The sequence below is a fragment of the Sphingomonas sp. CV7422 genome (genome assembly GCF_027945725.1).
Taxonomy (GTDB): Bacteria; Pseudomonadota; Alphaproteobacteria; order Sphingomonadales; family Sphingomonadaceae; genus Sphingomonas; species Sphingomonas kyungheensis.
The window spans coordinates 60,469-83,626 of record NZ_CP115901.1; the positions used below are offsets into that span (position 1 = coordinate 60,469).

The window sequence follows — 23,158 nt, forward strand, 5'->3', positions numbered from 1 at the left end:
GGGGCGGTGTTGCGCTAAGGGATATCGCGTAAATCGTAGCTTAACGCGACGCGCCGCCAACTGGCCAGTGCGCCGTGTCGCGCCGAACCGCCGGCCCGGCGCGCCGAACCGGGCCATGCGGCACGACGGCAGGCGTTCCCCGGACAACCGCGACCGGTCGGGAGGGCCAGATCGGCCGCGCATGCCGATAGGGCGCGCGCACCGACCGCGACGATCCATTGCTAGACGCGAAAGCAACCCGCTATCGCCGCACGCGGGCCAGGTCCGGCCCGGCGGGAGAGACACGGATGCGGGTGCTGGTGATCGGGCTGGGCGATATCGCCCGCAAGGCATATCTGCCGGTGCTGTCGCAGCGCGGCGATCTCGACCTTCACCTCGCGACGCGCGATCCTGCCGCGCTCGCCGAGGTCGGTGCCGCGTTCCGGATCGCGCCGCGCTACGGCAGCGTGCAGGACGCGCTGTCCGCGACCGCCTTCGACGCGGCCTTCGTCCATGCCGCGACGCCGGCGCATGGCGATCTCGTCAGGCTGCTGATCGAACGCGATGTCCCGACCTTCGTCGACAAGCCGCTCGCCGATCATCTCGGCGCGGTCGAGGCGCTCGTCGCGCTCGCCGTGGCGCGCGGCGTGCCGCTGGCGGTCGGATTCAACCGGCGGTTCGCACCCGATTATGTCGCGCTGCGCGGGCGCGGCGCGTCGCTCATCGTCATGGAGAAGCATCGCCGGCGCCAGCCCGACGCGCCGCGCCGGGTGGTGTTCGACGATTTCATCCACGTCGTCGACACGGTGCTGTCGCTCGCGCCGGCACCGGTCGTCCGGCGCACGATCGAGACGCATGTCGTCGACGGCCGGCTCCACGCGGTCACGCTGACGCTGGCCGGCGACGGCTTCACCGCGATCGGCACGATGCACCGCGACAGCGGCCTCGACGAGGAACGGCTCGACGTCATCGGGCGCGGCAGCCGTCACAGCGTGCGCAACCTCGCCGAGCGGATCACGGCGCGCGACGGTGCGCAGCAGCTGCACCGCCGCGGCGACTGGGCGTCGGTCGGCGAGCAGCGCGGCTTTGCGGCGATGTGCGACGATTTCCTGCGCGCGGCGCGCGAGCGGCGGCCGGTCGATGCCGCCGCCATCCTCGCGACGCACGCGATCTGCGAGGCGATCGTCCGGCACGCCGAGGGCTGACGCGGCGCTCCCCCCGCGGAGGCGATGCGGCTACCGCCGGGCGAGCCGCTGGCGGGTGAGGCGCGGGTCTTCGTAGAGGTCGCGGCAGGCGCGCAACCGGAAGCGGTTCCACCAGCGCTGCCAGCGATGCTCCGCGGCATCGTGGAGGATGTGGCAGCGCTGGCACAGCGCGCGGAGGTTGCCGCGCGCGCTGTTGCCGGGATCATGGTCGAGATGCGCGCAGGCGAGCACGACCTTGGTGATCCGTACCGAGCCGAGCGTGACCTGGCCCCTGATCGTCACCGGCCGGCCGCGACCGTTGCGCCAGCCATGCGCCTCGACGTCCCACCAGCGCCCGTCGCCGAGATGCGCGACGCGGCGCAGATGCGGCCGCCCGCATTGCTCGCAGCGCGCGCCGGCGCGGCGGAAGCGGACGTCCGCCGACAATTGGTCCCAGTCGATCGGATAGAGCCAGCGGTTCTCGGGGCGGATCGGCATACCGATTCTATGAGTCAGTCGCTCGCGGAACAAAAGGGAAAACGTGCGGCGCCCGCCGCCCGGCCGCGGCGCGCCGGCGTGTCCGCGGGGTCGGCCGGGCGGCGGCTATGCCGGCACTATGCGGAAAGCCGGAATCGCTCTCGCAATACTATGCGTCGCCCGATAGCTGGATGGCCGCAACGAGGATTGTGGCATGACGGCTTCCCATCAACAGTGGCGTCTGGATTTCGCGATGCGCGCCGCGGGCCTGCTTCTGTGCGGCCTTGCCGGTCTGGCGATCGCCCGGCTCGGCGCGATGCCGCTGCGGCCGCGCGCGGTGAGCGCGGCCGCCTATCTGCTCGCGACGATCGCGTTCCTCGGCGCGAGCGCGGGCAGCGCGATGGCGCTCCTCGGCCGGCATCTGTTCGACGAGGTCGCGGTGAGCCAGCGCTGGCGGCACCGCCGGCCGGTGCGGCCGCCGGTCGCCGGCTTGGTCCCCGTCACGGCCGCGCCGGACGCGGACGGCAGCGGGACGGACGGCAGCGGGGCGGGCGGCGGGCGCCAGTTGCTCGGCGCGCGCGGTCATGCGTGATCGCGGCGCCCGGCTGTGCGGAGGCATCCTGCTCGCGGCGGCCGGCGCCACCACGCTGATCCACCGCGCGGTCTATTCGGTCTACCGGGGCGGGCCGGCGACGGTCGCGGAGTTCGCGCTCGGCCTCGCCACCTTCCTGCTCGCCGCGTCGGGCGTGCTGCTGCTCCTCCACGGCCGGAGGCTGCTGGCGCGGCCGGCGACGGCGCAGGACCGGCGCGGATCGTCGCCGCAGCAGGACCTTCGCGCGCGGCTGCTCGATCCGATCACCCCGGCCGGTCGCGCTTATGATACGCGGCGGGGTGCGGCGCTGATGAAGACGCGGCATCGAGCCACCGCGGCGACGGCCTGCGCCGACCGGCGCCACCGCCGCGGGCCGCAGCGGCGCGGCGATTAAGGCACCAGCCGCCCGTCCCGATGCGACGAACCGTTGGCAAGGCTATGCGCGCGCTATGCGATTCACCGGAATCGCTCTCGAATCGCTATGCGCCGCTGCGTAGCTCGGCCGGGCGAGCGCGAGACGCTCGATCCTGTGAGGCCAGCGCAGCGCCATGACGTCCGATTCCGATTCCAGACCCGAGCGCGGGTCGACCATCCCGATCGCCGGGCCGCGCGCCGGCTGTCGGCGTGACGGGCGCCACGGCGCGCGCGGCGCCTGCGCCGATCCGCGCTGGCCGCAGATCGTCGCGGCACTCGCCGCGCTGCGCGAGCGGCACCGCCGCGCGGTGCGGATCGTCGATGCCGATTGCGCCTGCGGCACGCTGTTGATCGCCGCGGCGCGTCACGCCCATGCCGCGGGCTTCACCGGCATCGAGGCGCGCGGCATCCATGGTTCGCCGACGCTGATCGGTCGCGCGCGCGCCGCGGCGGCACGGCTGCACGATCCGGCGATCGGCGTCGTGTTCGAGCGGGCGGAGGCGCAACAGGCGCTCGCCGCGGAGGCCGAGTTTCCCGCCGACATCGTGCTGTGGCACGACGCCGGCCCGGCGGGGGAAAGCGCCGGCGTCCGCGCCGCGGTCGCCGCTGCCGGCCGATGGATCATCGGCGATCCGGCACCCGATGCCGGCGGGAGGCGGGCATGACCCGCCGCGACCTGCGGTGGAAGCTGGTCGGCGTCGCGCTGACCGCGGCCGGCTGCGCGCTGCTGCTGGTGCTCGACCGGTCGCCGCTGATGATCGCCGTCTTCCCGCTCGCCTTCGCCGGCCTGCCGCTGATGATCCACGGCAAGCGGGTCGGGCAGGCGATCCGGGCGGAGCGGCGCGGCCATTACAACACCGCCGAGGTGCTGCACGCCGCGCGCCTGCGACGCCGGATCCGGCGCGACGCCGACCTCGACCCCTGACGGCGGGAGGCCGGCGCCTGCCGCCGGCTTACGGCTGGCCCGAGCCGCCGGCCGCGCCATAGACCTGGCCATTGGCATAACTGGCGTCGGAGGCGGCGAGCTGGACGTAGATCGAGCCGAGCTCGGCGGGCTGGCCGGGGCGGCCGAGCGGGGTGTTGCCGCCGAACTGCTGGAGCTTCTCCATCGTCGCGCCGCCCGCCACCTGCAGCGGCGTCCAGATCGGGCCGGGCGCGACGCCGTTGACGCGGATGCCCTTCGGCCCGAGCTGCTTGGCGAGCGATTTGGTGAAGTTCATCATCGCCGCCTTGGTCATCGCGTAATCGACCAGATTTTCCGACGGGTCATAGGCCTGTTCGGAGGTCGTCTGGATGATCGCCGATCCCGGCTTGAGATGGGGCAGCGCGGCCTTGGTGACGTAGAACATGCCGTAGAGGTTGGTCTTGAGCGTCGCGTCGAAATCCTCGTCGGTGATGTCGAGCAGCGACTGCCGCTGCTGCTGCCGGCTGGCGTTGTTGACGAGGATGTCGAGCCCGCCGAGCTGGCGGACGGCGGTGTCGACCAGCTTGGCGCAATAGGCGCGGTCGCGCAGGTCGCCGGGAATCGCGACGGCCTTGCGCCCGGCCTGGCGGATCAGCGCGATCACCTCGCGCGCATCGGGCTCCTCGGCGGGCAGATAGGCGATCGCGACGTCGGCGCCCTCGCGCGCATAGGCGATCGCGGCGGCCCGGCCCATGCCGGAATCGCCCCCGGTGATCAGCGCCTTGCGCCCGAGCAGGCGGCCCGAGCCCTTGTAGCTCGTCTCGCCGTGATCCGGCCGCGGGTTCATCTTGCTGGCGAGGCCGGGAAAGGGCTGCGACTGTTTCTCGAACGGCGGACGCGGATATTGGGTGGTCGGATCGATCAGCCCCGGCCCGGCCGCACCGGCCGCACCGCCCGCCTGCTGGGCCGCGGCGGAGGCGGCGGTGGACGCCGCCAGCCCGATCGCCGCCCCGCCGACCACGGCGCGGCGGCTCAATCCTGCTTGCTGCGATACGGCGTCGTCGGGCTGCTTGCTCATGATATACTGCCTTGTTCTGCTTCGTTTTCCTGAACAGTGCAGGCAGTGCTCAGTTCCTCGGCACCGGTTCTTTGCCGAACCTCGCCACGATCATCGCGAACGTCGCCCTCTGCCCGGGCTTGGGAGAGGGATCACGCGGAGGCGCGGAGGCGCGGAGCGGGAGCGGCTCGGGCTGGCGCGGCCCTCCATCGCCTGCCGTCTGCTGTCCAGCGCTGCCGCCGCAACACAGCGAATCAACTCCGCGCCTCCGTGCCTCCGCGCCTCCGCGTGAACCCGATTTGGCTTCGCCCGAGGGCGGAGTGCGGAGGAGGATTGCACGCGAAGACGCGAAGACGCGAAGAGGGCGCGCCTCCGACCGGGCGTGGCCTACTCTACCTTCCTGTGGATGGCATGGCCGCGCTCGCGGCGCGCGGCCTATGCTCGGGCAGCGGCACAGAAAGACATTGGTTCACGCGGAAGCGCGGAAGCGCGGAGGCGCGGAGGGGTAGTGGTTTGGGCTGGCGCAGCCTTCCATTTCCGGCCCCCGCTGTCCCGCGCTGCCGCTGCAACACAGCGAAGCGCCTCCGCGCCTCCGCGTGAACCCGATTTGTTTTCTCCCGAAGGCGAAGTGGGGAGGAGGATTTCACGCGAAGACGCAAAGACGCGAAGAGGGCGCGCCTTGGACCGGGCGTGGCCTGCTCTTCCTGCCCGTGCAGGACATGGGCCGCGCTCGCGGCGGGCGGAACATCTTCGCGTCTTCGCGTCTTCGCGTGAATCAATATCCGCCCTCAGCGCCCTCTGCGCCTCAGCGCCTCAGCGCCTCTGCGCGAACCAGCCGCCCGTCAGCGCTGTTTCTTCGTCGCGGTGGCGGTGAAGTCGGGGTCCTTCTTCGCCACCCAGTCGATGAATTTGCGGATCGCGGGATCGGCGAGCAGGCCGTCGACGTCCATGCCGTGCCGCTGCAATTCCGAATTGGTGAAATTGGCGATCAGCGTCTGCTGGCAGATCGGATGCATCGGCACGACGTCGCGCCCGCCGCGGCTCTTGGGCACGGGATGATGCCAGACGGTGGTCGTGCCGAGTCCGCGCCCGCACAGCCAGCAGGGCGCGGCGGGGGCGGCGGGCGCCTCCGCCTCGGGCTCCGGCGCGTCATACGGGCCGTGTTTCGGATGTTTGCGCGCCATGCTTTCGCTCCCTGTCGATCCCGGCTGCCTTGCCGCGTCGCGCCGCGTGCCGCCAGTCTCTTGCGACCGCGGCATCGCCCCGCCGTCAGGCCTCGCCGAACAATTCGCGCTGCGCCTTGTCGAGCTCCTCGGCATAGCGGCGCCGCACATAGGGTTCGGAGAGCAGGCCGAGGACGCGGCCCTCGGCGGTGACGACCGCCATTTCGTCGGCGCTCGCCGCGTCGAACGCCGCCATGATGCGGCGGATGTCGGCGGCGGGATCGAGCGTGCGGTCCTGCTGGATGGCGAGCGTCGCGACCGGCTGGTCGGGCGCGATGCCGTCGGCATAGGCGCTCGCGGTGCGGACGATGCCGGCATAACGCTCGTCGCCGTCGGTCAGCACCACCCGGCTGGTCGCGCCGAGCGGCACGGCGCGGCGGAATTCGGCGACGGTCAGCGTCGCCGGCGTCGCGCGCTCGACCCGCCGCATCATCCGCCCGGCGGTGAGCGTGCGCATCCAGCCGACGTCGCGTGCGCTCTTGATCGTCTCGCCGCGCAGGTGGAGCCGCCAGGTCGAGAAGGAATAGCCGAACAGCTCGCGCACGATCGTCGTCGCGACCAGCGATGCGGCGACCGCCGCGCCGGCGAGCGAGAAATCGTGCGTCGCCTCGAGCACCAGCATCGCCATCGTCATCGGCCCGCCGACCACCGCCACCGCGAACGCCGCCATGCCGACGAGCGCGGCATTCTGCGGATCGACCACCGGATAGCCGGCGAGCAGCGCGACGACCCCGGCATAGAGATGGCCGAACAGGCTGCCGAGGAACAGCGAGGCGAAGAACAGTCCGCCGCGGAAGCCGAAGCCGAGCGAGACGATCGACGCCGCGCTCTTCATCACGAAGATCGCCGCGACGATGCCGAGCGGCAGCGCCGCCTCCAGGTCGAGGTGGAGCGCGCCATGACCGGCGGAGAGCACCTGCGGCGTCGCGAGCGCGAGCGGGATCAGCAACAGGCCGCCGAGCACCGGACGCGCGCCGGGCGGCACCGGCAGCTGCCGCGTCAGCCGCTCGACCTCGGCGACCGCGCGCATCAGCACGATGCCGAGCAGCGCGGCGAGGCCGCCGAGCCCGCCGTAGACGAGATAATGGTGCGTCTGCACCGCCTCGCCCGCCGCGGCATCGACCAGATAGGGGTGGACGCCGAGCGACTGCGCGACGAGCACCGCGGAGAGGGCGGCCGCCGCGACCGGCGCGATCGCGGCGGGGGTATAGGCACCGATGACGATCTCGAAGGCGTAGAAGGCGCCGGTCAGCGGCGCGCCGAAGGCGGCGGCGATCGCCGCGCCGGTGCCGGCACCGACCAGCACGCGCAGATCGCCGCGCCGCAGCCGCAGCCAGCCGCCCGCGGCGGAGGCGACCGCCGCACCGAGCTGCGCATAGGCCGCCTCCAGCCCGACCGAGGCGCCGAAGCCGTTGGACAGGATCGTCTGTCCCGAGATCACGAGGCTGTCCGTCCACGATACCTGCCCGCCGTGCAGCGCATTCGCCTCGACCGCGTCGACCAGCCGGCGCTGGCGGGCGCGGGTGAGCCAGGAGAAGGCCATCAGCAGCAGTCCGCCGGCGGGCAGCGCCAGCAGCGCGAGCGGCGGCACCGCGCCGGCGGTGCTCAGCCGCGCGCCGTCGGGCAGGCGGAACAGCCAATGCTGCAACGTCCGCGCGATCGCGCCCTGCAGGATGCTGAGCGTGCCCGCCGCGGCGCCGACGATCACCGCGAGCAGGATCAGCATCGCCTCGCTGGACCGCGTGCGCCGGCGCAGCCACGCCGCCAGCCCCTTGCCGGACGCGCCGGCGGGTATCGGCAGCCTTCCCGCCATCAGACCGTCGCGACACGCGGCGTAGCGGCGGGCAGGACTGGCAGGGCGGGCATGGCGACCGGCGTTAGCGGGATTCGGCCGGAGGGTCGAACGCAATGTCGAGACTTTTGCGACGGCCCGGCGTCGCCCGGACCGCGGCGGATCGTGCCGCACACGGGATGTCGGAGCAGAGTCGGTCCGGCATCCACGGTTCCGCAAGAGCATGAGCCGTTATGTTCGCGGCACGGTGGACCCGGAACACGTCCGGGGTGACGCCGTGTTGCGGACGCCGAGCGTGATCTTACCGCGATCGTCATGCCGGGTGCCGTCACAGAGTTTCGCCCGCCGGTCGATCACCGCGTTGCCCTTTGCCGCGGACCGCGTCATGTTCGCCGCACAGCGGGGGAGATGGACATGCGTACGACGATCTGGCGAGCCTGCGGGCTGGCGCTGTTGCTCGACCCGGCCGCGGCCGCGGCGCAGCAGGCCGCCCCGCCGCCCGCCGACTCGCCCGCCGCGGGCAGCGCGCAGGGCGACGTGTCGGTCACCATCTACACCAACAATGTCGCGCTGGTGCAGGACATCCGGCCGCTGGCGCTGGCGAGCGGGCGGGTGCAGCAGAGCTTTCCCGACGTCAGCGCCGCGATCCGGCCCGAGACGGTGTCGCTGACCGTGCCCGATGCCACGATCGTCGAACAGAATTTCGACTATGACCTGCTCAGCCCGTCGAGCCTGATGGAAAAGGCGGTCGGGGAGACGATCACGTTGCTGCGCACCAATCCGGCGACCGGCGTCGAGACGCGCGAGCGCGCCAGGGTGCTCGCGGTCAACGGCGGCGTCGTGCTCGACGTCAACGGCCATGTCGAGGTGCTGCGCGACGACGGCCTGCCGGTGCGTGCGATCTTCGACCGCGTGCCCGATGCGCTGCGCGCGCGCCCGACGCTGTCGGTGACGCTGGCGAGCACGCGCGCCGGATCGCGGCCGGCGACGCTCTCCTATCTCAGCCGCGGGCTCGGCTGGAGCGCCGATTATGTCGCGCTGTTCGACGACCGCAGCGGCACCGTCGACGTCCAGGGCTGGGTGACGTTGAAGAACACCAGCGGCACCACCTTCGCCCATGCCAAGACGTTGCTCGTCGCCGGCGAGGTCGGCAGCAGCGACGACGAGGACAGCGGCAATTACGTGCCGCGGCGCCGTCGTCCGACGCGGACGCAGCCCGGCACCGAAACATCCGGGCGCGAGCAGCTCGGCGATTTCTATCTCTATCCACTCGCCGCGCGCACCACGATCGCCGACAAACAGACCAAGCAGGTCAGCTTCCTCGATGCGAAGGGCGTCGCGGCGCGGTCCGGCTATCGCTTCGACAATGGCTGGCTCGGTACCTCGAACGAGCCGCGCAGCGCGCAATCGGTGCTGCGCTTCAGCAATTCGGGCGCGGCCGGGCTCGGCGACGCGCTGCCGGCGGGGGTGGTGCGCGTCTATGTCCGCGACGCGCGCGGCCAGCCGCAGTTCGTCGGCGAGAACCGCATCGACCATACGCCGCAGGGGTCGACGATCGCGCTGCCCACCGGCGACGCCTTCGACGTCAAGGTACAGCCCGTCACCGTCTCGCGCACCCGGCTGGGCAACGACCGCTGGCGCACCGCGATGCGCTACACGCTGACCAACGCCCGCGCCAGGCCGGTGACGGTGGAGCTGGTGCAGAACGGGCTCGACTGGGCCGACGTGCGCGTCGTCGAGGACAGCGCGCACGGCGAGCGGCGCGACGCCGGCACGCTGGCGTGGCAGGTTGCGGTGCCGGCGAACGGCAACGCGACGGTGACCGCGACCTTCGACACCCGCTACTGATGCCCCGGCTGCGCGCGATCGGGCTGGTCGCCGGCCTGATGCTGGCGAGCCTGCTGCCGGGCGGGGCAGCGGCGCAGACCGTCGTCACCTCGCCCGCGCCCGCCTCGGTCGCGCTCACCGTCTATCGCGCGCCCTACGGCCGGGGCGCGATGAACCTGCAATATCTCGACGGCTTCGCCTTGGTCACCGAGACGCGCCGGGTGCACCTGCCGCGCGGCCGCGCGACGCTGCGCTTCGAAGGGGTGGCGGAAGGGATCGTGCCGGTCAGCGCGATCATCGACGGCCTGCCCGGCGGCACGATCGAGAAGAACCGCGACGCGCGCCTGCTGTCGCCCGCGTCGCTGGTCGACGGCACGCTCGGCCGCGCGGTCACGCTGACCCGCACCGACCGCGCGACCGGCCGGCAGGTGCAGCAGGCCGCGACGATCGTCGCCGGCCCCGCGCCGGGGATCGTGCTGCGCACGGCGACGGGGATCGAGACGCTGCGCTGCTCGGGCCTGCCCGAACGGCTCGCCTTCGCGGGCGTGCCGGCGGACCTGTCGAGCAAGCCGGTGCTGAGCGTGACGACGACCAGCCCGACGCCGCGCACGGTGACGGTGCGCCTGTCCTATCTCGCCTCGGGCTTCGACTGGCGCGCGAGCTATGTCAGCACGCTCGCCGCGGACGGCCGGACGATCGACCTGTTCGCCTGGCTGACGCTCGCCAACGGCAATGCGGAATCGTTCGCGCAGGCGGAGGTCCGCGCCGTCGCCGGCCGGCTCAACCGCGTCCCCGTCGCGGCGATCCCGCGGACGGTCGGCAAGCTGCGCCTCGTCTGCTACCCGCTCGGCACCACCACGTCCGACCTGCGCGCGACGTCGTTCGAGCCCGCCGACGAGATCGTCGTGACCGGCTCGCGGATCATGGCGTTCGCGCCGCCACCTCCGCCGCCACCACCACCACCCCCGCCGGCACCGCGGGCACCGCCCGAGGATCTCGGCGACCTCAAGCTGTACCGCGTGCCGGTCCGCACCACCGTCGCCGCGCGCGGGCAGAAACAGGTCGCGCTGCTCGAGCAGAAGGCGGTGGCGGTCGAGCGCCGCTACCGTCGGCCGGTGATCTATCCCGGTGCGACGTTCGAGAACGCGCCGGCCGCGATCGTCCTCGTGCTGCGCAATGACCGCGCGGGCGGGCTCGGCATCGCGCTCCCCGCCGGCAGCACCGCGCTCTATGCACAGCGCGGCGGCGAGCGGCTGCTGCTCGGCCAGGGCGCGATCACCGACCGGACGGTGGGCGAGACGGTGCGGCTGGCCGCCGGGACGAGCGAGCGGGTGACGCTGACCCAGACGACGCTGCCCTCCGACCCGCCGATCGGCGTCCGGCCCGACGCCGAGGGCGTGCGCGGGGCGATGCTCACCGCGCGCAACGCCACCGCGCAGCCGGTGACGCTCGACGTGCCGATCGGCACGGCGGGACAGGCGATCACCGCCGAGGGCAAGCCGCTGCCCCGCATCGACGGCCTCGCCACCTGGTCGCCGCGGCTGCCGCCCGGCGGCACCGCGGTGCTGCGCTACCGCTATTGAGGCATCGGCCGGCGTGCCCCCCTCAGGCCTCGGCGTCCGTTCGGCGGGGGATCGCCAGCCAGCGGTAGAGGCTGGGCAGTAGCAAAAGCGTCAGGATGGTCGAGGTGACGATGCCGCCGATCACCACGGTGGCGAGCGGCCGTTGCACCTCGGCGCCGGCGCCAGTGGCGATCGCCATCGGCACGAAACCGATCGAGGCGACGAGCGCGGTCGACAGCACCGGGCGCAGCCGGTCGCGCGCGCCCTGCCGCACCGCCGCGTCGGTCGACAATGGCTCGCCGCCTTCGCGGCCGTCGCGAAGGCTGTTGATATGGTCGATCAGCACCAGCCCGTTGAGCATCGCGATGCCCGACAGCGCGATGAAGCCGATCGCCGCGGTGATCGAGAAGGGCATGCCGCGCAGCCACAGCGCCAGCACCCCGCCGGTGACCGCGAACGGGATGCCGGTATAGACGATCGCCGCCTCGCGCACACTGCCGAGCGCGGCATAGACGAGCAGGAAGATCAGCAGCAGCGCGGCCGGCACGACGATCGACAGGCGCTTCTGCGCGGCCTCGAGCTGGTGATATTGGCCGCCGAATTCGATGCGATAGCCGGGCGGCAGCCGGACGCCCCGCGTCACCGCGTCCCGCGCGCGCGCGACATAGCCGGCAAGGTCGCTGGTGTTGAGGTTGACCATCAGCGCCGCGCGCCGCTTGCCGCCGTCGTGCAGGATCGGCTCGACCGCGTGGATGCGGCGCAGGCTGGCGACGCGCGACAGCGGCACCATCCCGTATGCGCCGACGCGCAGCGGCAGCGCGAGGATCGCGGCGGGATCGGCACGCAGCGCCTCCGGCATGCGCACGACGATCATGTGGCGCGCCTCGCCTTCGGGGATGAAGCCGACCTCGGCGCCGGCGACGCCGTCGGTGATCGCGCTGTTGACCTCGGCGGTGCCGAGCCCGAGCCGCAGCATCGCCGCATGGTCGAGCTCGACGACGAGGCTTTCCGGGCGGCCCGCGGTCTCGAACGCGACGCTTTCGGTCCCGGCCTGCCGCTGGAGGATCGCTTTCGCCTGTTTCGCGGCGCGTTCGAGCACGACATAATCCTCGCCGAAGATCTTGACCGAGACGTCGGCACGCACGCCTTCGAGCATCTCGTTGAAGCGCATCTCGATCGGCTGGGCGAATTCGAACGTCTGGCCTTGGTAGACCTGCCGCCCGACGCGCTCGATGCCGGCGATCAGCGCCTGCTTGGTCGTCGGCCGGCCGTCGCCCTGCGGCCAGTCCTTCGCGGGCGTGTAGAAGAGGTAGAGGTCGTTCTCATTGGGCGGCATCGGGTCGGTCGCCACCTCGCTGGTGCCGATCCGCGAGAAGCTGTGGGTGATCTGCGGATACTGCCGGCGGATCGCGCGCTCGGTCGCCTCCTCGATCGCGAGGCTGCGCTCGAGCGACATGCCGACCGGGCGATAGACCATCGCGGTGATCGCGCCCTCGTCGAGCTGCGGCGTGAATTGCGAGCCGAGGCTGCGGAACAGCAGATAGGTGAGGGCGAGCAGCCCGACGGCGGCGATCGTCAGCCAGGCGGGATGCGCGATGGCGCGCTCCAGCACCGGCGCATAGCCGCGCTCGGCATAGCCGATCAGCCCGGTCTGCCGCCCGTCGGTGGCGTCGCGCGCCGGCGCGCGCAGCAGCCATGCCGACAGCGCCGGCACGATCGTGAAGGTCCAGACCAGCCCGGCGCCGATCGCCAGCATCACCGCCTGCGCCATCGGCTGGAACAATTTGCCCTCGACCCCGCCGAGGCTGAGCACCGGCACGTAGACGAGCGCGATGATCGCGATGCCGAACAGCGTCGGCCGCGCGACCATCGCGGCGGCATGGGCGACCGTCTCGCGCCGCGCCTCGGCATCGAGCGCCGCACCCGTCTCGTGCCGGTGCCGGGCGAGCAGGCGCAGGCTGTTCTCGACGACGACGATCGATCCGTCGACGATCAGCCCGAAATCGAGCGCGCCGAGGCTCATCAGATTGCCCGACACGCCCAGCGCATTCATCCCCGTGACGGTGACGAGGAAGGCGAGCGGGATGACGATCGCGACGATCAGCGCCGCGCGCCAATTGCCCATCACCAGCAGCAGCACGAGGGCGACGAGCAGCGCGCCGACGCCGAGATTGTGTTCGACCGTCGCGATCGTCCGGTCGACGAGGTCGGAGCGGCTGTATTGCGGGTGGATCGCCATCCCCCTGGGCAGCGCCGCCTGGATGTCGGGCAGCGCCTGTTCGGCGCGCAAGGCGACCTCGCGGCTGTTCTGGCCGACCAGCATCATCACCGTGCCGAGCACCGTCTCGCGTCCGTTCTGCGTCGCCGCGCCCTGCCGCGGCGCCGACCCGATCACCACGTCGGCAAGGTCGCGGACCTGCAACGGCAGCACGCCCGCGGCGAATTTGACGGGGATCGCGCCGATCTGCGTCGCGTCCATCACCCGCGCGTCGGTGCGTACCGTCAGCCGCCGCGGCCCCTGCGCGATGATGCCGCCCCCGGCATTCTCGACGTTCTGGCCGACCGCGCGGGCGAGCTCCGCGGCGGTGACGCCGTGCAGCGTCAGCCGGGCGGGATCGGGCTGGACGACGAACTGCTGCTCGATGCCGCCGTTCGAATTGACGTCGGCGACGCCGGTGACCGCGCGCAGCATCGGCCGCACGGTATATTCCTGCGCCTCGTACAGCTCCATCAGCTGCCGCTGCGCATCGAGCCCCGGCGGCGGCGTGCGCCATTCGAGCGTGTAATAATAGATCTCGCCGAGGCCGGTGGTGATCGGCGCGAGCTGCGGCGAGGCGCCGGGCGGCAGTTGGTCGCGCACCGCGGCGAGCCGTTCGGTGACGAGCTGGCGCGCGCGCAGCTGGTCGGTGCCGTCCTTGTAGAGCAGCGTCACCTGGCTGAGGCCGGTCTTGGTCAGCGAGCGCGTCTCGTCGAGCCCGGGCTGGCCCGCCATCGCGCGCTCGATCGGCAGCGTCGCCAGCCGCTCGATCTCCTCGGGCGCGAGCGCGGGGACCATCGTGTTGATCTGCACCTGCACCCCGGTGATGTCGGGGATCGCATCGATCTTCAGCGTCGCGAACGCCCAGAGGCCGAGCGCCGCGACCAAAGCGGTGACGAGGGCGACGGCGAGGCGATGCCGCGTGACGCCGTCGAGCAGCCGCGCGATCATCGGCCGGGCGCGGTCCCGCCGTTGAGCGCACGCAATTGCAGCAGCGCCTCGATCGCCTCGCGCCGCGTATCGAGGATCGCCACCGTCGCATCGACATAGGCCTGCTGCATCTGCGTATAGGTGGTCAGCGGGATCGCGCCGAGCCGGTAGTTGCGGTCGGCCTCCTCCGCCGCGGCGGCGAAGCGACGCGCCGATTCACCGTCCCACTGGCCGAGCGCGCGGCGCTTCGCCTCATATTGCGCCGCCTGATCGAAGACGTCGCGCGCGATGCGGCGTTCGGCGGCGATCAGCGTCGCATTGGCCTGCGCCTGCCGCCCCGCCTCGACCGCGACGTCGCCGGCCTGGCGGTTCCACAAGGGCAGGGGGGTCGACAGGCGGAGGCCGTAATTGGTCTCGCGCACGTCGGAGCGGGCATGATCGTAATAGGGGCCGACGCTGACCACCGGGATGCGGCTCTTGCGGGCGAGATCGACGCGCAGCCCCTGTTGCTCGAATTGCGCGCGCAGCGCGCGCAGCTCGAAATTGTTCGTCGCGGCCTGGGCGGCGAGCGCGGTGCCGGGCGGCAGGTCGGGCAGGGTCATGTCCGGCCGCACGATGCGGATCCGCGCGGCAAAGGGCGTGCCGCGCAACTGGTTGAGTTCGTAGAGGATCGAATTGGCCTCGGCATCCGCGGTGGCGGCGGTGCGCTCGGCGCTGATCGCATCCGCCTGCAAGGCCGCCGCCTCGAGCTGCGGCGCCGGCCCGGCCGGATCGCGCGACACGATCACCCGCGCCAGCGTCCGCATCCGCGCCGCGACGGTGCGCGCGGCATCCGCCTTCTCGTCCGCGGCGAACAGGCCGTAGCCGAGCGACCGCGCCCGTGCCGCCAATGTCGCGTCGAACTGCTGCAGGCCGATCCGCGCCAGCGCGATCTGGCGTTCGGCGATCGCCCGGCGCAGCGCGATGCGGCCGCCGAACTCGATCGGCTGGACGACCGATACCGCATAGCTCTGCCCGTCGCCGAGCGGGGCGCCGGTGACGGGATCGCTCGCCCGCCGTTCGCCGAATTCGACCACCGCCTCGGGATCGGCCCAGCGCCCGGCGGCGTCGCGCGCCTCGCCCGCGGTGTCGATCTGGCGCTGGTAGAATTGCCGCTCGGGATTGCTGGCGATCACCTCCTGCGCCAGCCGGTCGAGCGAGATCGCCGTCGCCTCCTGCGCCGCGGCTGCGGCCGGGATCGTCGCCGCTGCCACCGCCAGCCCTGCCCATCGCGTCCCTGCCCATCGCGTCATCGTCATCGTCGCCACTCGTGCCGGACCCTCGCCCGCGGTTAGGCGGATGTCCGTCGCGACGCGACTAAATCTCGGTTTAGTTTACCGATCAGCGGGCGGGCCGATGGCTCAGATCAGCTTCAGATCGTCCGGCCGCGCATTCGGGAACAGCGTGTCGAGCTGCGCGCCCGACAGCGAGAATTGCCGCCGGACGAGGCCGCCGATCAGCGACCGGTAATCGGTCAGCACCGGCAGATCGCGGTTCTGGTTGAGCGTCGCCTCCGATACGGCGACCTGCGCGCCGGCGAGCCGCCCGCCCGACAGGCCGCCGCCCATCACCCAATAGACGCTGCCATGGCCGTGATCGGTGCCCTTGTCGCCATTCTCGCGGAAGGTGCGGCCGAATTCGGAGACGACGACGACATTGGTGGTCCGCCACGCCTCCGGCCCGATCGCCGCGACGAAGCCGGCGAGGCCGCGCCCCAGCGCGCCGATCCGGTCGGCGAGATAGCCGGTCGCGCCGCCCTGGTTGACGTGCGTGTCCCAGCCGCCGACGTCGACGAAGGCGAGGTTGAACTGGTCGCGCATCAGCGTGCCGATCCGCCGTGCCGACAGTTCGAACCCCTTGGCGCTGACCGCGCCGCGGCTCGCCGCGGTCATCTCGTCGGCGAGCGCCTTGTAGACGGTGTCGCGCACGTCGAAGCCTGCGTGGACCGAGCGGCCGAGCAGCGCGTCGTTGCGGTACATCGCCTCGATCAGCTGCGCCTGGCGCGCGTCGATCGGCTTGCCGACGCTGGCGAGCGCGAGATTGGGCACCGGGCTGGAGCCGCCGCGGAAGCAGAGCGGCAGCTGGTCGGTGAAGGCGATCGGCCGGTCCGCCGCGCCGCGCCCGAGCACGCCGGCGAGCCGCGCCATGAAGCCCGAGCCGTAATCGCGATGCCCGCCGACCGGCTGGCCCAGTTCGATCGTGTCCTGCGTCTCGAAATGGCTGCGGCTCATGTCGTCGGTGCCGGCGAAGGGGACGAAGGCGATCTGCCGCGCCTGCCACAGCGGCATCAGGCTGTCGCGGAGCGCGGAATGCAGGCTCCACGTCGCGTCGAGCGCGACCGGCGCGGCGGGATCGGCCGCGTCGGGGCGGGCGAGCGCGATCGTCGGGCGCGCCTGATGGTAGAAATCGCTGCCGGTCGGCGCGACGACGTTCGCCGCATCATAGGCGCCGCGCAGGAAGACGACGAGCAGCCGGCTGCCCGCCTGCGGCGCGGCGAAGGCGCGGCCCGCGACGACGACGGGGGCGAGCGCGGCCGCGCCTCTCAGCAGATCGCGGCGGTGGACGTGCGGGGACATGGCGGCGACTCCTGACTAGCGGCGCATGAATTCGGGCGAGGAGAGGAACAGCGCATTCCATTCCTGCGGCGAGCGGGCCTGCGCGAGCGCGTCGCGCGTCGGCGGGCCGAGCGTTGCGGCGAGGCCGTCGTAATAGAGCGCATTCTGCACTTGCGGGAAGGCGGGCGCCTCGTCGGCGACGCCGGGGCGGCGGAACAGCCCGGCCGATCCGCCCCCGATCTGGCGCGCGATGTCGAAGCGCGTCGCCATCTGCCCCGGTCCCGACCAGGCGGCGCGGTCGAGCGGATAGCCGTCGGGGGTTTCGTGATTGTACAGGCCTTCGCCCATCCGGTTGAGCCAGCCGACGATCGGCATCGGGTTGAGGATCACCCGGTCGCCATAGGCGAGCCGCACCGCCGAGATCGCATAATGCGCCGGGTCCTTGAACGCGCGGCCGGTGGAGGCGGCGAATTCGCGCGAGCGGATCATCGTCCGCATCACCTCCGCCATATCGCCGTGGCTGCGCTGGAAGCGCGCCGCCATCCGCGCGACCAGCGCGGGCGGCGGGGCGTCGCCCATGAAATAGGTGGCGAGCTCGGTCGCGACGTGCTGCGCGGTCGCCGGCGCGGCCGCGATCAGGTCGAGCGCCTGTTCGACCTCGCCGAAGCCCGAGCCCTTGATGACATGGCCGAGGAAATGCTTGTCGCCGAAGTCGTGGCGCGCCGGGTTGAATTCGAACAGGCCGGCGCGGAGGTAGAGCGGCTGCCATTGCGGCCTCAGCCGCGGCGGCTCCGGCCTCAGGCTGACGCCGACGCCGGTGAGGATGCGCGCCAGCTCCTGCACGTCCTGCTGGCTATAGCCCGAGCCGACGCCGAGCGAGTGCAGCTCCATGATCTCGCGCGCGTAATTCTCGTTGATCCGGCCGACGGCATTCTGGTCGTTGTCGAGATAGCGCAGCATCGCCGGATGGCGCAGCGTCGCCTCGAGGATGTCGCGGAAGCGGCCGAAGGCATGGGCGTGCAGCGTCTGTTCGTAATCGCCGACCATCAGCCGGATGTCGCGCTTGTTCGCCTGGACGTTGAAATGGTTGAACCAGAACCAGGTCATCTGTTCGCGGAGCTGGTCGGGGGCATAGAGGTCGCGCAGCACCGAACGCTGCCGCGCCTCGTCGGCGACGGCGTTGAGCGTCGCCTGATAGGCCTTGCGCGCCGCCTCGCGCTGCGCCGGATCGGTCAGCGCCTTGGCGGCGCGGTTCTGCGCATCGACCGCGACGACGATCTGCGCGAGCGGCTCGCGGCTGATCCGCATCTGCGCCACCGTCGCGGCGAGCGGCGCGGGCAGGCTGGTGTCGTCGCTGGCGAGCTGCGCGTCGAGCCAGCGATCGGGGTTGGCGGCGCGCGCGTCCGCGGCGGTCACCCCCCAGGTGAGGCGGTTCGCCCAGCCGATCCCCGCGCCGGGCGCCTCGCCCGCGGCGAGCGCCGGCGCCGGCAGCAGCGCCAGCGCGACGGCGGCGAGCCGCGTCGCCCCGATCCCGTGATGGCGCATCGTCGAGTCCTCCATCCGTGGCGGCTAACTCCTTGCCGCCGCGAAGCTGAACGGCAACTTTCCTGGCGCGATCGTGACGATCATTTCATCGGGCCGTCATGCGCCGCTGGTGGTGGCGGATGACCGGTTGCGCCTCGCCGGCCGATCCTTTTCGGGAAAGCAGTCTTGCCCTAATCCAGCACCATGAGAATCATGTTCGCCATGCTGTTGGCCTCGGTCGCGACAGGTCCAGACAGCGCGCGCACGGGCCAGTGAGACTGCACCAATGAACGACGCCGCAAACGTGATGGCCGTGGATCACACCGGCTTTGCCGTATCATCTTTGGACGAAGCCATTCGCTTCTGGACGGCAGCGCTTGGCTTCACGCTGGAGCGGCAGTCGGAAATGGGGGGCGACTTCCTGCATCAGGTGACGGGTGTCGATGATCCGCGTGTGAAGACGGCGATCGTCAAGGCAGCTGACGGGTATGTGGTCGAATTGTTGCAGTATTCAAAAGGACGTCAGAACGGGGAGGTACCGAACAGCGCGGGGGCGATCGGTGCGGCTCACCTCGCTCTGACCGTGAACGATATCCATGCTGCCATTGGTCGCGTCGAAGCCGCAGGCTGGAAGGCCAAGGGTCGTCCGCTGCCAATCGCGGGTGGTCCCCGAAAGGGGACTTTGGTGGCCTATGTTTCAGGCCCCGATCATATCACGATCGAGCTCATGCAGCCGCCAGCCCGTTAAGGCGCCCGTGGGACCTATCCCATCTCACCATCGTCAATCGTCGGTTTCATTGCCGAACCGCCCCCGCGCCCGCACGCACCGCCCGCGGCGATCGCAGGCGTCATTCCTCGCCCACCCGCCCGATCCGGTACGGCCCCGACCGCGTCGTCAGCGGCGTGCCCTGCCAGCTCAGCCGCACCCGCCGCTCGCGGACCAGCGCGTCGATCGCGGCGTGGACCGCGGGCATCGCCGCGCGCCAGTCGGGCGCGATCGCGCGGGCGACCTCGCTCGGGCAGACCGTCGCGCCCGGCGCGCGCCGGGCGAGCAGCGCCAGCGTCACGGTTTGCGGATCGGCCATCGGCGCCGCCTAGTCGCCCGCCATATGGCGGGCGAAGGCCTCGGCATGATCGGGATGCCAGCGCGACAGCGCGGGGCGATTGGCGAGGAGGTCGCCCGCCGCCCAGGCGATGCGCCTGGCGTCCTGTTGCGGCGTCGTCTCATTGTCCGGGCAGAGGATGTAGAAATCGCCGTCCGCGAGCCGCTCGAGCATCAGCGCGACGACCTGCTCGCCCGTCCATGCGCCGGCCGGCTTCTCGGGCCGCGGCGAGGTCATGCCGGTATAGGTGAAGCCGGGGATCAGCAGATGCGCGCTGACCCGATCCCCGGTGCGGGTGCGCAGGCTGTGCGCCAGCCCCTCGGTCAGCGCCTTCACCCCGGCCTTGCTGACATTGTAGGCGGTATTGCCCGGCGGCTGGGTGATCCCCTGTTTCGATCCGGTGGCGATGATCAGCCCGGGCGCGTCGCCCGCGACCATCGCCGGCGCGAACGCCTGCACGGCGTTGAGCACGCCCATCAGATTGACGTCGATGACGCGGCGCCAGACGTCGCCGTCGGCGAAGACGTCGCCGCCATCGCCGATGCCGGCATTGGCCATCAGCACCGCGACCGGCCCGATCCGCGCGGCGAGCGCGTGCATCGCCGCGGCGTCGGCGACGTCGACGCCATAGGCGCTCGCTCCGGGGATCGCCGCGGCGGCCGCGTCGAGCGCGTCGCCCGGCCGGTCGAGCAGCGCGACGCGCATGCCCTGTGCGGCGAAGGCGCGCGCCGCGGCGAGGCCGATGCCGCTCGCCGCGCCGGTGACGACCGCCTGCCGATCCGGCGCGATGGCTGCGAAGGAGGCGACGCTCACCGGTTGACGCTCGCCATCGTCGCGGCGGGATAGCGCATGCCGCTCGCCGCACCGGGCGGCAGGATCGTGTCGATCCGCGCCAGCTCGTCGGCGGTGAGCGTCACGTCGAGCGCGCCGAGATTGTCCTCGAGATAGCGGCGCCGCTTGGTGCCGGGGATCGGCACGATATCCTCGCCCTGCGCGAGCACCCAGGCGAGCGCGAGCTGCGCCGGCGTGCAGCCCTTGTCCGCCGCCATCGTGCCGATCGCGGTGACGAGGTCGAGGTTGCGGGCGAATGCCTCGCCCTGGAAGCGGGGATGGTTGCGCCGCGTATCGTCGGCGGCGAGATCGTCGGGCGTCCTGATGTCGCCGGTCAGGAAGCCGCGGCCGAGCGGGCTGTAGGGGACGAAGCCGATGCCGAGCTCGCGCACCAGCGGCAGGATCGCCTCCTCCGGATCGCGGCTCCACAGCGAATATTCGGTCTGCAGCGCGGTGATCGGATGGACGGCATGCGCGCGGCGGATCGTCTCCGGCGCGGCTTCCGACAGGCCGAGATATTTCACCTTGCCGGCGGCGACCAGCTCGGCCATCGCGCCGACCGTCTCCTCGATCGGGACGTCGGGATCGACGCGATGCTGGTAATAGAGGTCGATGATGTCGAGGCCGGTGCGCCGCAGGCTGGCGTCGCACGCCTGGCGTACATAGTCGGGCCGGCCGTTGATGCCGCGCGCGCTGCCGTCGGCGTCGCGGACGATGCCGAACTTGGTCGCGACGACGACCCATTCGCGCCGCTCGCGCACCACCCGCCCGACCAGCTCCTCGTTGGCGCCGACACCATACATGTCGGCGGTGTCGAGCAGGGTGACGCCGCGATCGAGCGCGAGGTTGATCGTCGCGACCGCCTCCGCCTCGTCGCGGCCGGCGTAGAAGTCGGACATGCCCATGCAGCCGAGGCCGAGCGCCGACACCTCCAGGCCTTGCCGGCCGAGCTTGCGGGTCTTCATGGCATGTCTCCGATGTGAGTGATGCCGGCACAATGATCGGCGCGGCATCGGGTTGCCGGCGATCGCGCGACGTCGGACGGACCGGCCCCCGGCGGGCGCCGGTCCGGGCCGGTCACGCGGTCACACCGCCGTCGATGGTCAGCGTCGTGCCGGTGATATAGCTCGCGTCCGGTCCGGCGAGGAAGGCGACCGCGCCGGCGATCTCCTCGACCCGGCCGTAGCGGCCGAGCGGGATGGCCGAGAGCATCTGCGCGGCGAACTCGCCGTCGGCGGGGTTGAGGTCGGTGTCGATCGGGCCGGGCTGGACCGTGTTGACGAGGATGTTGCGCGGCGCGAGATCCTTCGCCCAGCCGCGCGCCAGCGCCGCCACCGCCGCCTTGGTCGCGCTGTAGACGGTGGTCGCGGGGAAGGCCATCTCGCCCGAGATGCTGCCGATCAGGATGATCCGCCCGCCGTCGGTGAGGTGGGGCAGCGCCGCGCGCGTGCCGACGTGCAGCCCCTTGACGTTGACGTCGAACTGGCGGTCGAAGATCGCGTCGCTGTCCTCGGCGATCGTCGCGAAGGTGGCGACGCCGGCATTGTGGACGAGGATGTCGATCCCGCCCAGCGCCGCGGCCGCCTGATCGACGCCGGCGCGCTGCGACGCGGGGTCGGCGGCATCGGCCTGGAAGGCGAAGGCGGTGCCGCCTGCCTGTTCGATCGCCGCGACCGTGGCGTCGGCGGCGGCGGTGTTGCCGGCATAGGTGATCGCGACCGTCGCGCCCTCGGCCGCGAGCCGCCTCGCGATCGCCGCGCCGATGCCGCGCGATCCGCCGGTGACCAGCGCCGTCTTGCCTGTGAGTGACATATAAGGTCTCCAAATCGCCCGCGATCACGGCCTCGTGCGCTGTCGGCTGGCGGCAAGATGGCGCGGTCGCGCGTTAGTTCAATGATTCCGAACTATTAAATCTGTGGCGCACCGTCGATCGCGTCGAGCCGCGTCATCGCCGCCTCGGTCAGGGTCAGCGATGCCGCGGCCAGATTCTCGTGCAGGTGCGCCAGCGACGCGGTGCCGGGGATGAGCAGGATATTGGGTGACCGCCGCAACAGCCAGGCGAGCGCGACCTGCATCGGCGTCCCGCCGAGCTCCGCCGCCACGTCGGACAGGTCGTCCGACTGCAGCGGGCTGAAGCCGCCGAGCGGGAAGAAGGGGACATAGGCGACACCCTCCGCCGCGAGCGCGTCGATGAAGGAATCGTCGGCGCGATGGGCGAGATTATATTGGTTCTGGACGCAGACGATCGGCGCGATGCCGCGTGCCTCCTCATATTGCGTCGGCGTGACGTTGCTGAGGCCGATATGCCGCACCAGCCCCTGCCGTTGCAGATCGGCGAGGGTGCGCAGCGGCGCGGCGAGCGATCCCTCCGCCGGGCCGTGGACGTCGAACATCAGCCGCAGATTGACGACGTCGAGCGTGTCGAGGCCGAGATTCGTCAGATTGTCCTCGACCGCGCGCGCCAGTTCGTCGGGCGCGAAGGCGGGCAGCCACGCCGCGTCGTCGCCGCGCCGCGCGCCGATCTTGGTGACGATCAGCAGATCGTCGGGATAGGGCGACAGCGCCTCGCGGATCAGCCGGTTGGTGACGTGCGGCCCGTAGAAATCGCTGGTGTCGATATGGGTGACGCCGGCCGCCACCGCGGCGCGCAGCACGGCGAGCGCCGCATCGCGGTCGCGCGGCGGGCCGAACACGCCGGGGCCGGCGAGCTGCATCGCGCCATAGCCGAGCCGCGTCACGCGGCGTCCGGCGAAGGAATAGGTGCCTGCCTGGTCGATCATCATGGGTCTCCTGTCATGCTGCGGCGAGCCGCGTGCGGCAGCGGCAACCTCCCCTCCCGACGGACCACTCCGGCCAAGGCCGGGGTGGTCAGGAGACGTAAGCCGCGGTCGCCGATGCCGAGATATCG

21 protein-coding genes are annotated in these 23,158 nt (G+C 71.8%); 8 read left to right on the plus strand and 13 right to left on the minus strand.

Translation table 11 applies throughout. The features are described 5' to 3' along the window. The first annotated feature begins 287 nt into the window (after positions 1-287). Positions 288-1,184 carry a Gfo/Idh/MocA family protein gene (locus tag PBN85_RS17495; protein ID WP_037535363.1) on the plus strand — a complete coding sequence of 299 codons (897 nt, stop codon included), beginning with the start codon at positions 288-290 and terminating at the stop codon, positions 1,182-1,184. Between the two features lie 30 nt (positions 1,185-1,214). On the opposite strand, the gene PBN85_RS17500 is transcribed toward PBN85_RS17495, so the two are convergent. Then, complete coding sequence (locus PBN85_RS17500; protein ID WP_037535364.1) at positions 1,215-1,661, minus strand: hypothetical protein; 447 nt, start codon at positions 1,659-1,661, stop codon at positions 1,215-1,217. A 193-nt stretch (positions 1,662-1,854) separates the two neighbouring features. Between PBN85_RS17500 and PBN85_RS17505 the strand changes: the two genes are divergently transcribed. From PBN85_RS17505 to PBN85_RS17520, 4 genes are all read left to right on the plus strand, one after another. Then, positions 1,855-2,232 (plus strand): hypothetical protein, encoded by a 378-nt coding sequence (locus PBN85_RS17505; RefSeq protein WP_271301044.1) that lies wholly within the window; start codon positions 1,855-1,857, stop codon positions 2,230-2,232. Continuing rightward, positions 2,225-2,626, plus strand: a complete 402-nt coding sequence (locus tag PBN85_RS17510) for a hypothetical protein (protein WP_271301045.1) — start codon at positions 2,225-2,227, stop codon at positions 2,624-2,626. Before PBN85_RS17505 ends, PBN85_RS17510 begins: the two co-directional genes overlap by 8 nt. A gap of 154 nt (positions 2,627-2,780) precedes the next feature. Then, on the plus strand, positions 2,781-3,311 hold the full coding sequence (locus PBN85_RS17515; protein ID WP_271301046.1) for an SAM-dependent methyltransferase: 531 nt from the start codon (positions 2,781-2,783) through the stop codon (positions 3,309-3,311). Further along, entirely contained in the window at positions 3,308-3,571 is a 264-nt protein-coding gene (locus PBN85_RS17520) for a hypothetical protein (RefSeq protein WP_037535367.1), read from the plus strand. The genes PBN85_RS17515 and PBN85_RS17520 overlap by 4 nt, the downstream gene beginning before the upstream one ends. 28 nt (positions 3,572-3,599) lie before the next feature. Here the strand turns inward: PBN85_RS17520 and PBN85_RS17525 are convergent, their stop codons facing one another. The 3 genes from PBN85_RS17525 to PBN85_RS17535 form a co-directional block, all read right to left on the minus strand. Continuing rightward, positions 3,600-4,628: an SDR family oxidoreductase gene (locus PBN85_RS17525; RefSeq protein ID WP_271301047.1), complete on the minus strand. Its 1,029-nt coding sequence runs from the start codon at positions 4,626-4,628 to the stop codon at positions 3,600-3,602. An 821-nt stretch (positions 4,629-5,449) separates the two neighbouring features. Further along, entirely contained in the window at positions 5,450-5,791 is a 342-nt protein-coding gene (locus PBN85_RS17530) for a hypothetical protein (protein WP_271301048.1), read from the minus strand. Between the two features lie 85 nt (positions 5,792-5,876). After that, positions 5,877-7,643 carry a chloride channel protein gene (locus PBN85_RS17535; RefSeq protein WP_051583530.1) on the minus strand — a complete coding sequence of 589 codons (1,767 nt, stop codon included), beginning with the start codon at positions 7,641-7,643 and terminating at the stop codon, positions 5,877-5,879. 393 nt (positions 7,644-8,036) lie between these two features. On the opposite strand from PBN85_RS17535, the gene PBN85_RS17540 reads away from it, so the two are divergent. Then, complete coding sequence (locus PBN85_RS17540) at positions 8,037-9,470, plus strand: DUF4139 domain-containing protein (RefSeq protein ID WP_271301049.1); 1,434 nt, start codon at positions 8,037-8,039, stop codon at positions 9,468-9,470. After that, positions 9,470-11,032: a DUF4139 domain-containing protein gene (locus tag PBN85_RS17545; RefSeq protein WP_271301050.1), complete on the plus strand. Its 1,563-nt coding sequence runs from the start codon at positions 9,470-9,472 to the stop codon at positions 11,030-11,032. The genes PBN85_RS17540 and PBN85_RS17545 overlap by 1 nt, the downstream gene beginning before the upstream one ends. 22 nt (positions 11,033-11,054) lie before the next feature. On the opposite strand, the gene PBN85_RS17550 is transcribed toward PBN85_RS17545, so the two are convergent. From PBN85_RS17550 to PBN85_RS17565, 4 genes are all read right to left on the minus strand, one after another. Then, complete coding sequence (locus PBN85_RS17550) at positions 11,055-14,219, minus strand: efflux RND transporter permease subunit (protein WP_271301051.1); 3,165 nt, start codon at positions 14,217-14,219, stop codon at positions 11,055-11,057. Further along, complete coding sequence (locus PBN85_RS17555; protein WP_081793132.1) at positions 14,216-15,490, minus strand: TolC family protein; 1,275 nt, start codon at positions 15,488-15,490, stop codon at positions 14,216-14,218. Before PBN85_RS17555 ends, PBN85_RS17550 begins: the two co-directional genes overlap by 4 nt. 108 nt (positions 15,491-15,598) lie before the next feature. Then, complete coding sequence (locus PBN85_RS17560; RefSeq protein WP_271301052.1) at positions 15,599-16,813, minus strand: DUF1501 domain-containing protein; 1,215 nt, start codon at positions 16,811-16,813, stop codon at positions 15,599-15,601. 15 nt (positions 16,814-16,828) lie between these two features. Then, positions 16,829-18,337, minus strand: a complete 1,509-nt coding sequence (locus tag PBN85_RS17565; RefSeq protein ID WP_271301053.1) for a DUF1800 domain-containing protein — start codon at positions 18,335-18,337, stop codon at positions 16,829-16,831. A gap of 265 nt (positions 18,338-18,602) precedes the next feature. Here PBN85_RS17565 and PBN85_RS17570 point away from each other — a divergent pair, with 265 nt between their 5' ends. After that, positions 18,603-19,064, plus strand: coding sequence for a VOC family protein (locus PBN85_RS17570; protein WP_271301054.1), 462 nt, complete (start codon positions 18,603-18,605; stop codon positions 19,062-19,064). 100 nt (positions 19,065-19,164) lie between these two features. On the opposite strand, the gene PBN85_RS17575 is transcribed toward PBN85_RS17570, so the two are convergent. From PBN85_RS17575 to PBN85_RS17595, 5 genes are all read right to left on the minus strand, one after another. Continuing rightward, complete coding sequence (locus PBN85_RS17575) at positions 19,165-19,401, minus strand: DUF3253 domain-containing protein (RefSeq protein WP_037535371.1); 237 nt, start codon at positions 19,399-19,401, stop codon at positions 19,165-19,167. 9 nt (positions 19,402-19,410) lie between these two features. Beyond that, positions 19,411-20,232, minus strand: a complete 822-nt coding sequence (locus tag PBN85_RS17580; protein WP_271301055.1) for an SDR family NAD(P)-dependent oxidoreductase — start codon at positions 20,230-20,232, stop codon at positions 19,411-19,413. Continuing rightward, the gene (locus PBN85_RS17585; protein WP_271301056.1) at positions 20,229-21,215 is read right to left on the minus strand and encodes an aldo/keto reductase; all 987 of its coding nucleotides are present in this window, start codon (positions 21,213-21,215) and stop codon (positions 20,229-20,231) included. Before PBN85_RS17585 ends, PBN85_RS17580 begins: the two co-directional genes overlap by 4 nt. A gap of 112 nt (positions 21,216-21,327) precedes the next feature. Next, positions 21,328-22,062 (minus strand): SDR family oxidoreductase, encoded by a 735-nt coding sequence (locus tag PBN85_RS17590; protein ID WP_037535393.1) that lies wholly within the window; start codon positions 22,060-22,062, stop codon positions 21,328-21,330. Positions 22,063-22,157: 95 nt separating this feature from the next. Next, the gene (locus PBN85_RS17595; RefSeq protein ID WP_271301057.1) at positions 22,158-23,030 is read right to left on the minus strand and encodes an aldo/keto reductase family oxidoreductase; all 873 of its coding nucleotides are present in this window, start codon (positions 23,028-23,030) and stop codon (positions 22,158-22,160) included. Positions 23,031-23,158: the final 128 nt, after the last annotated feature.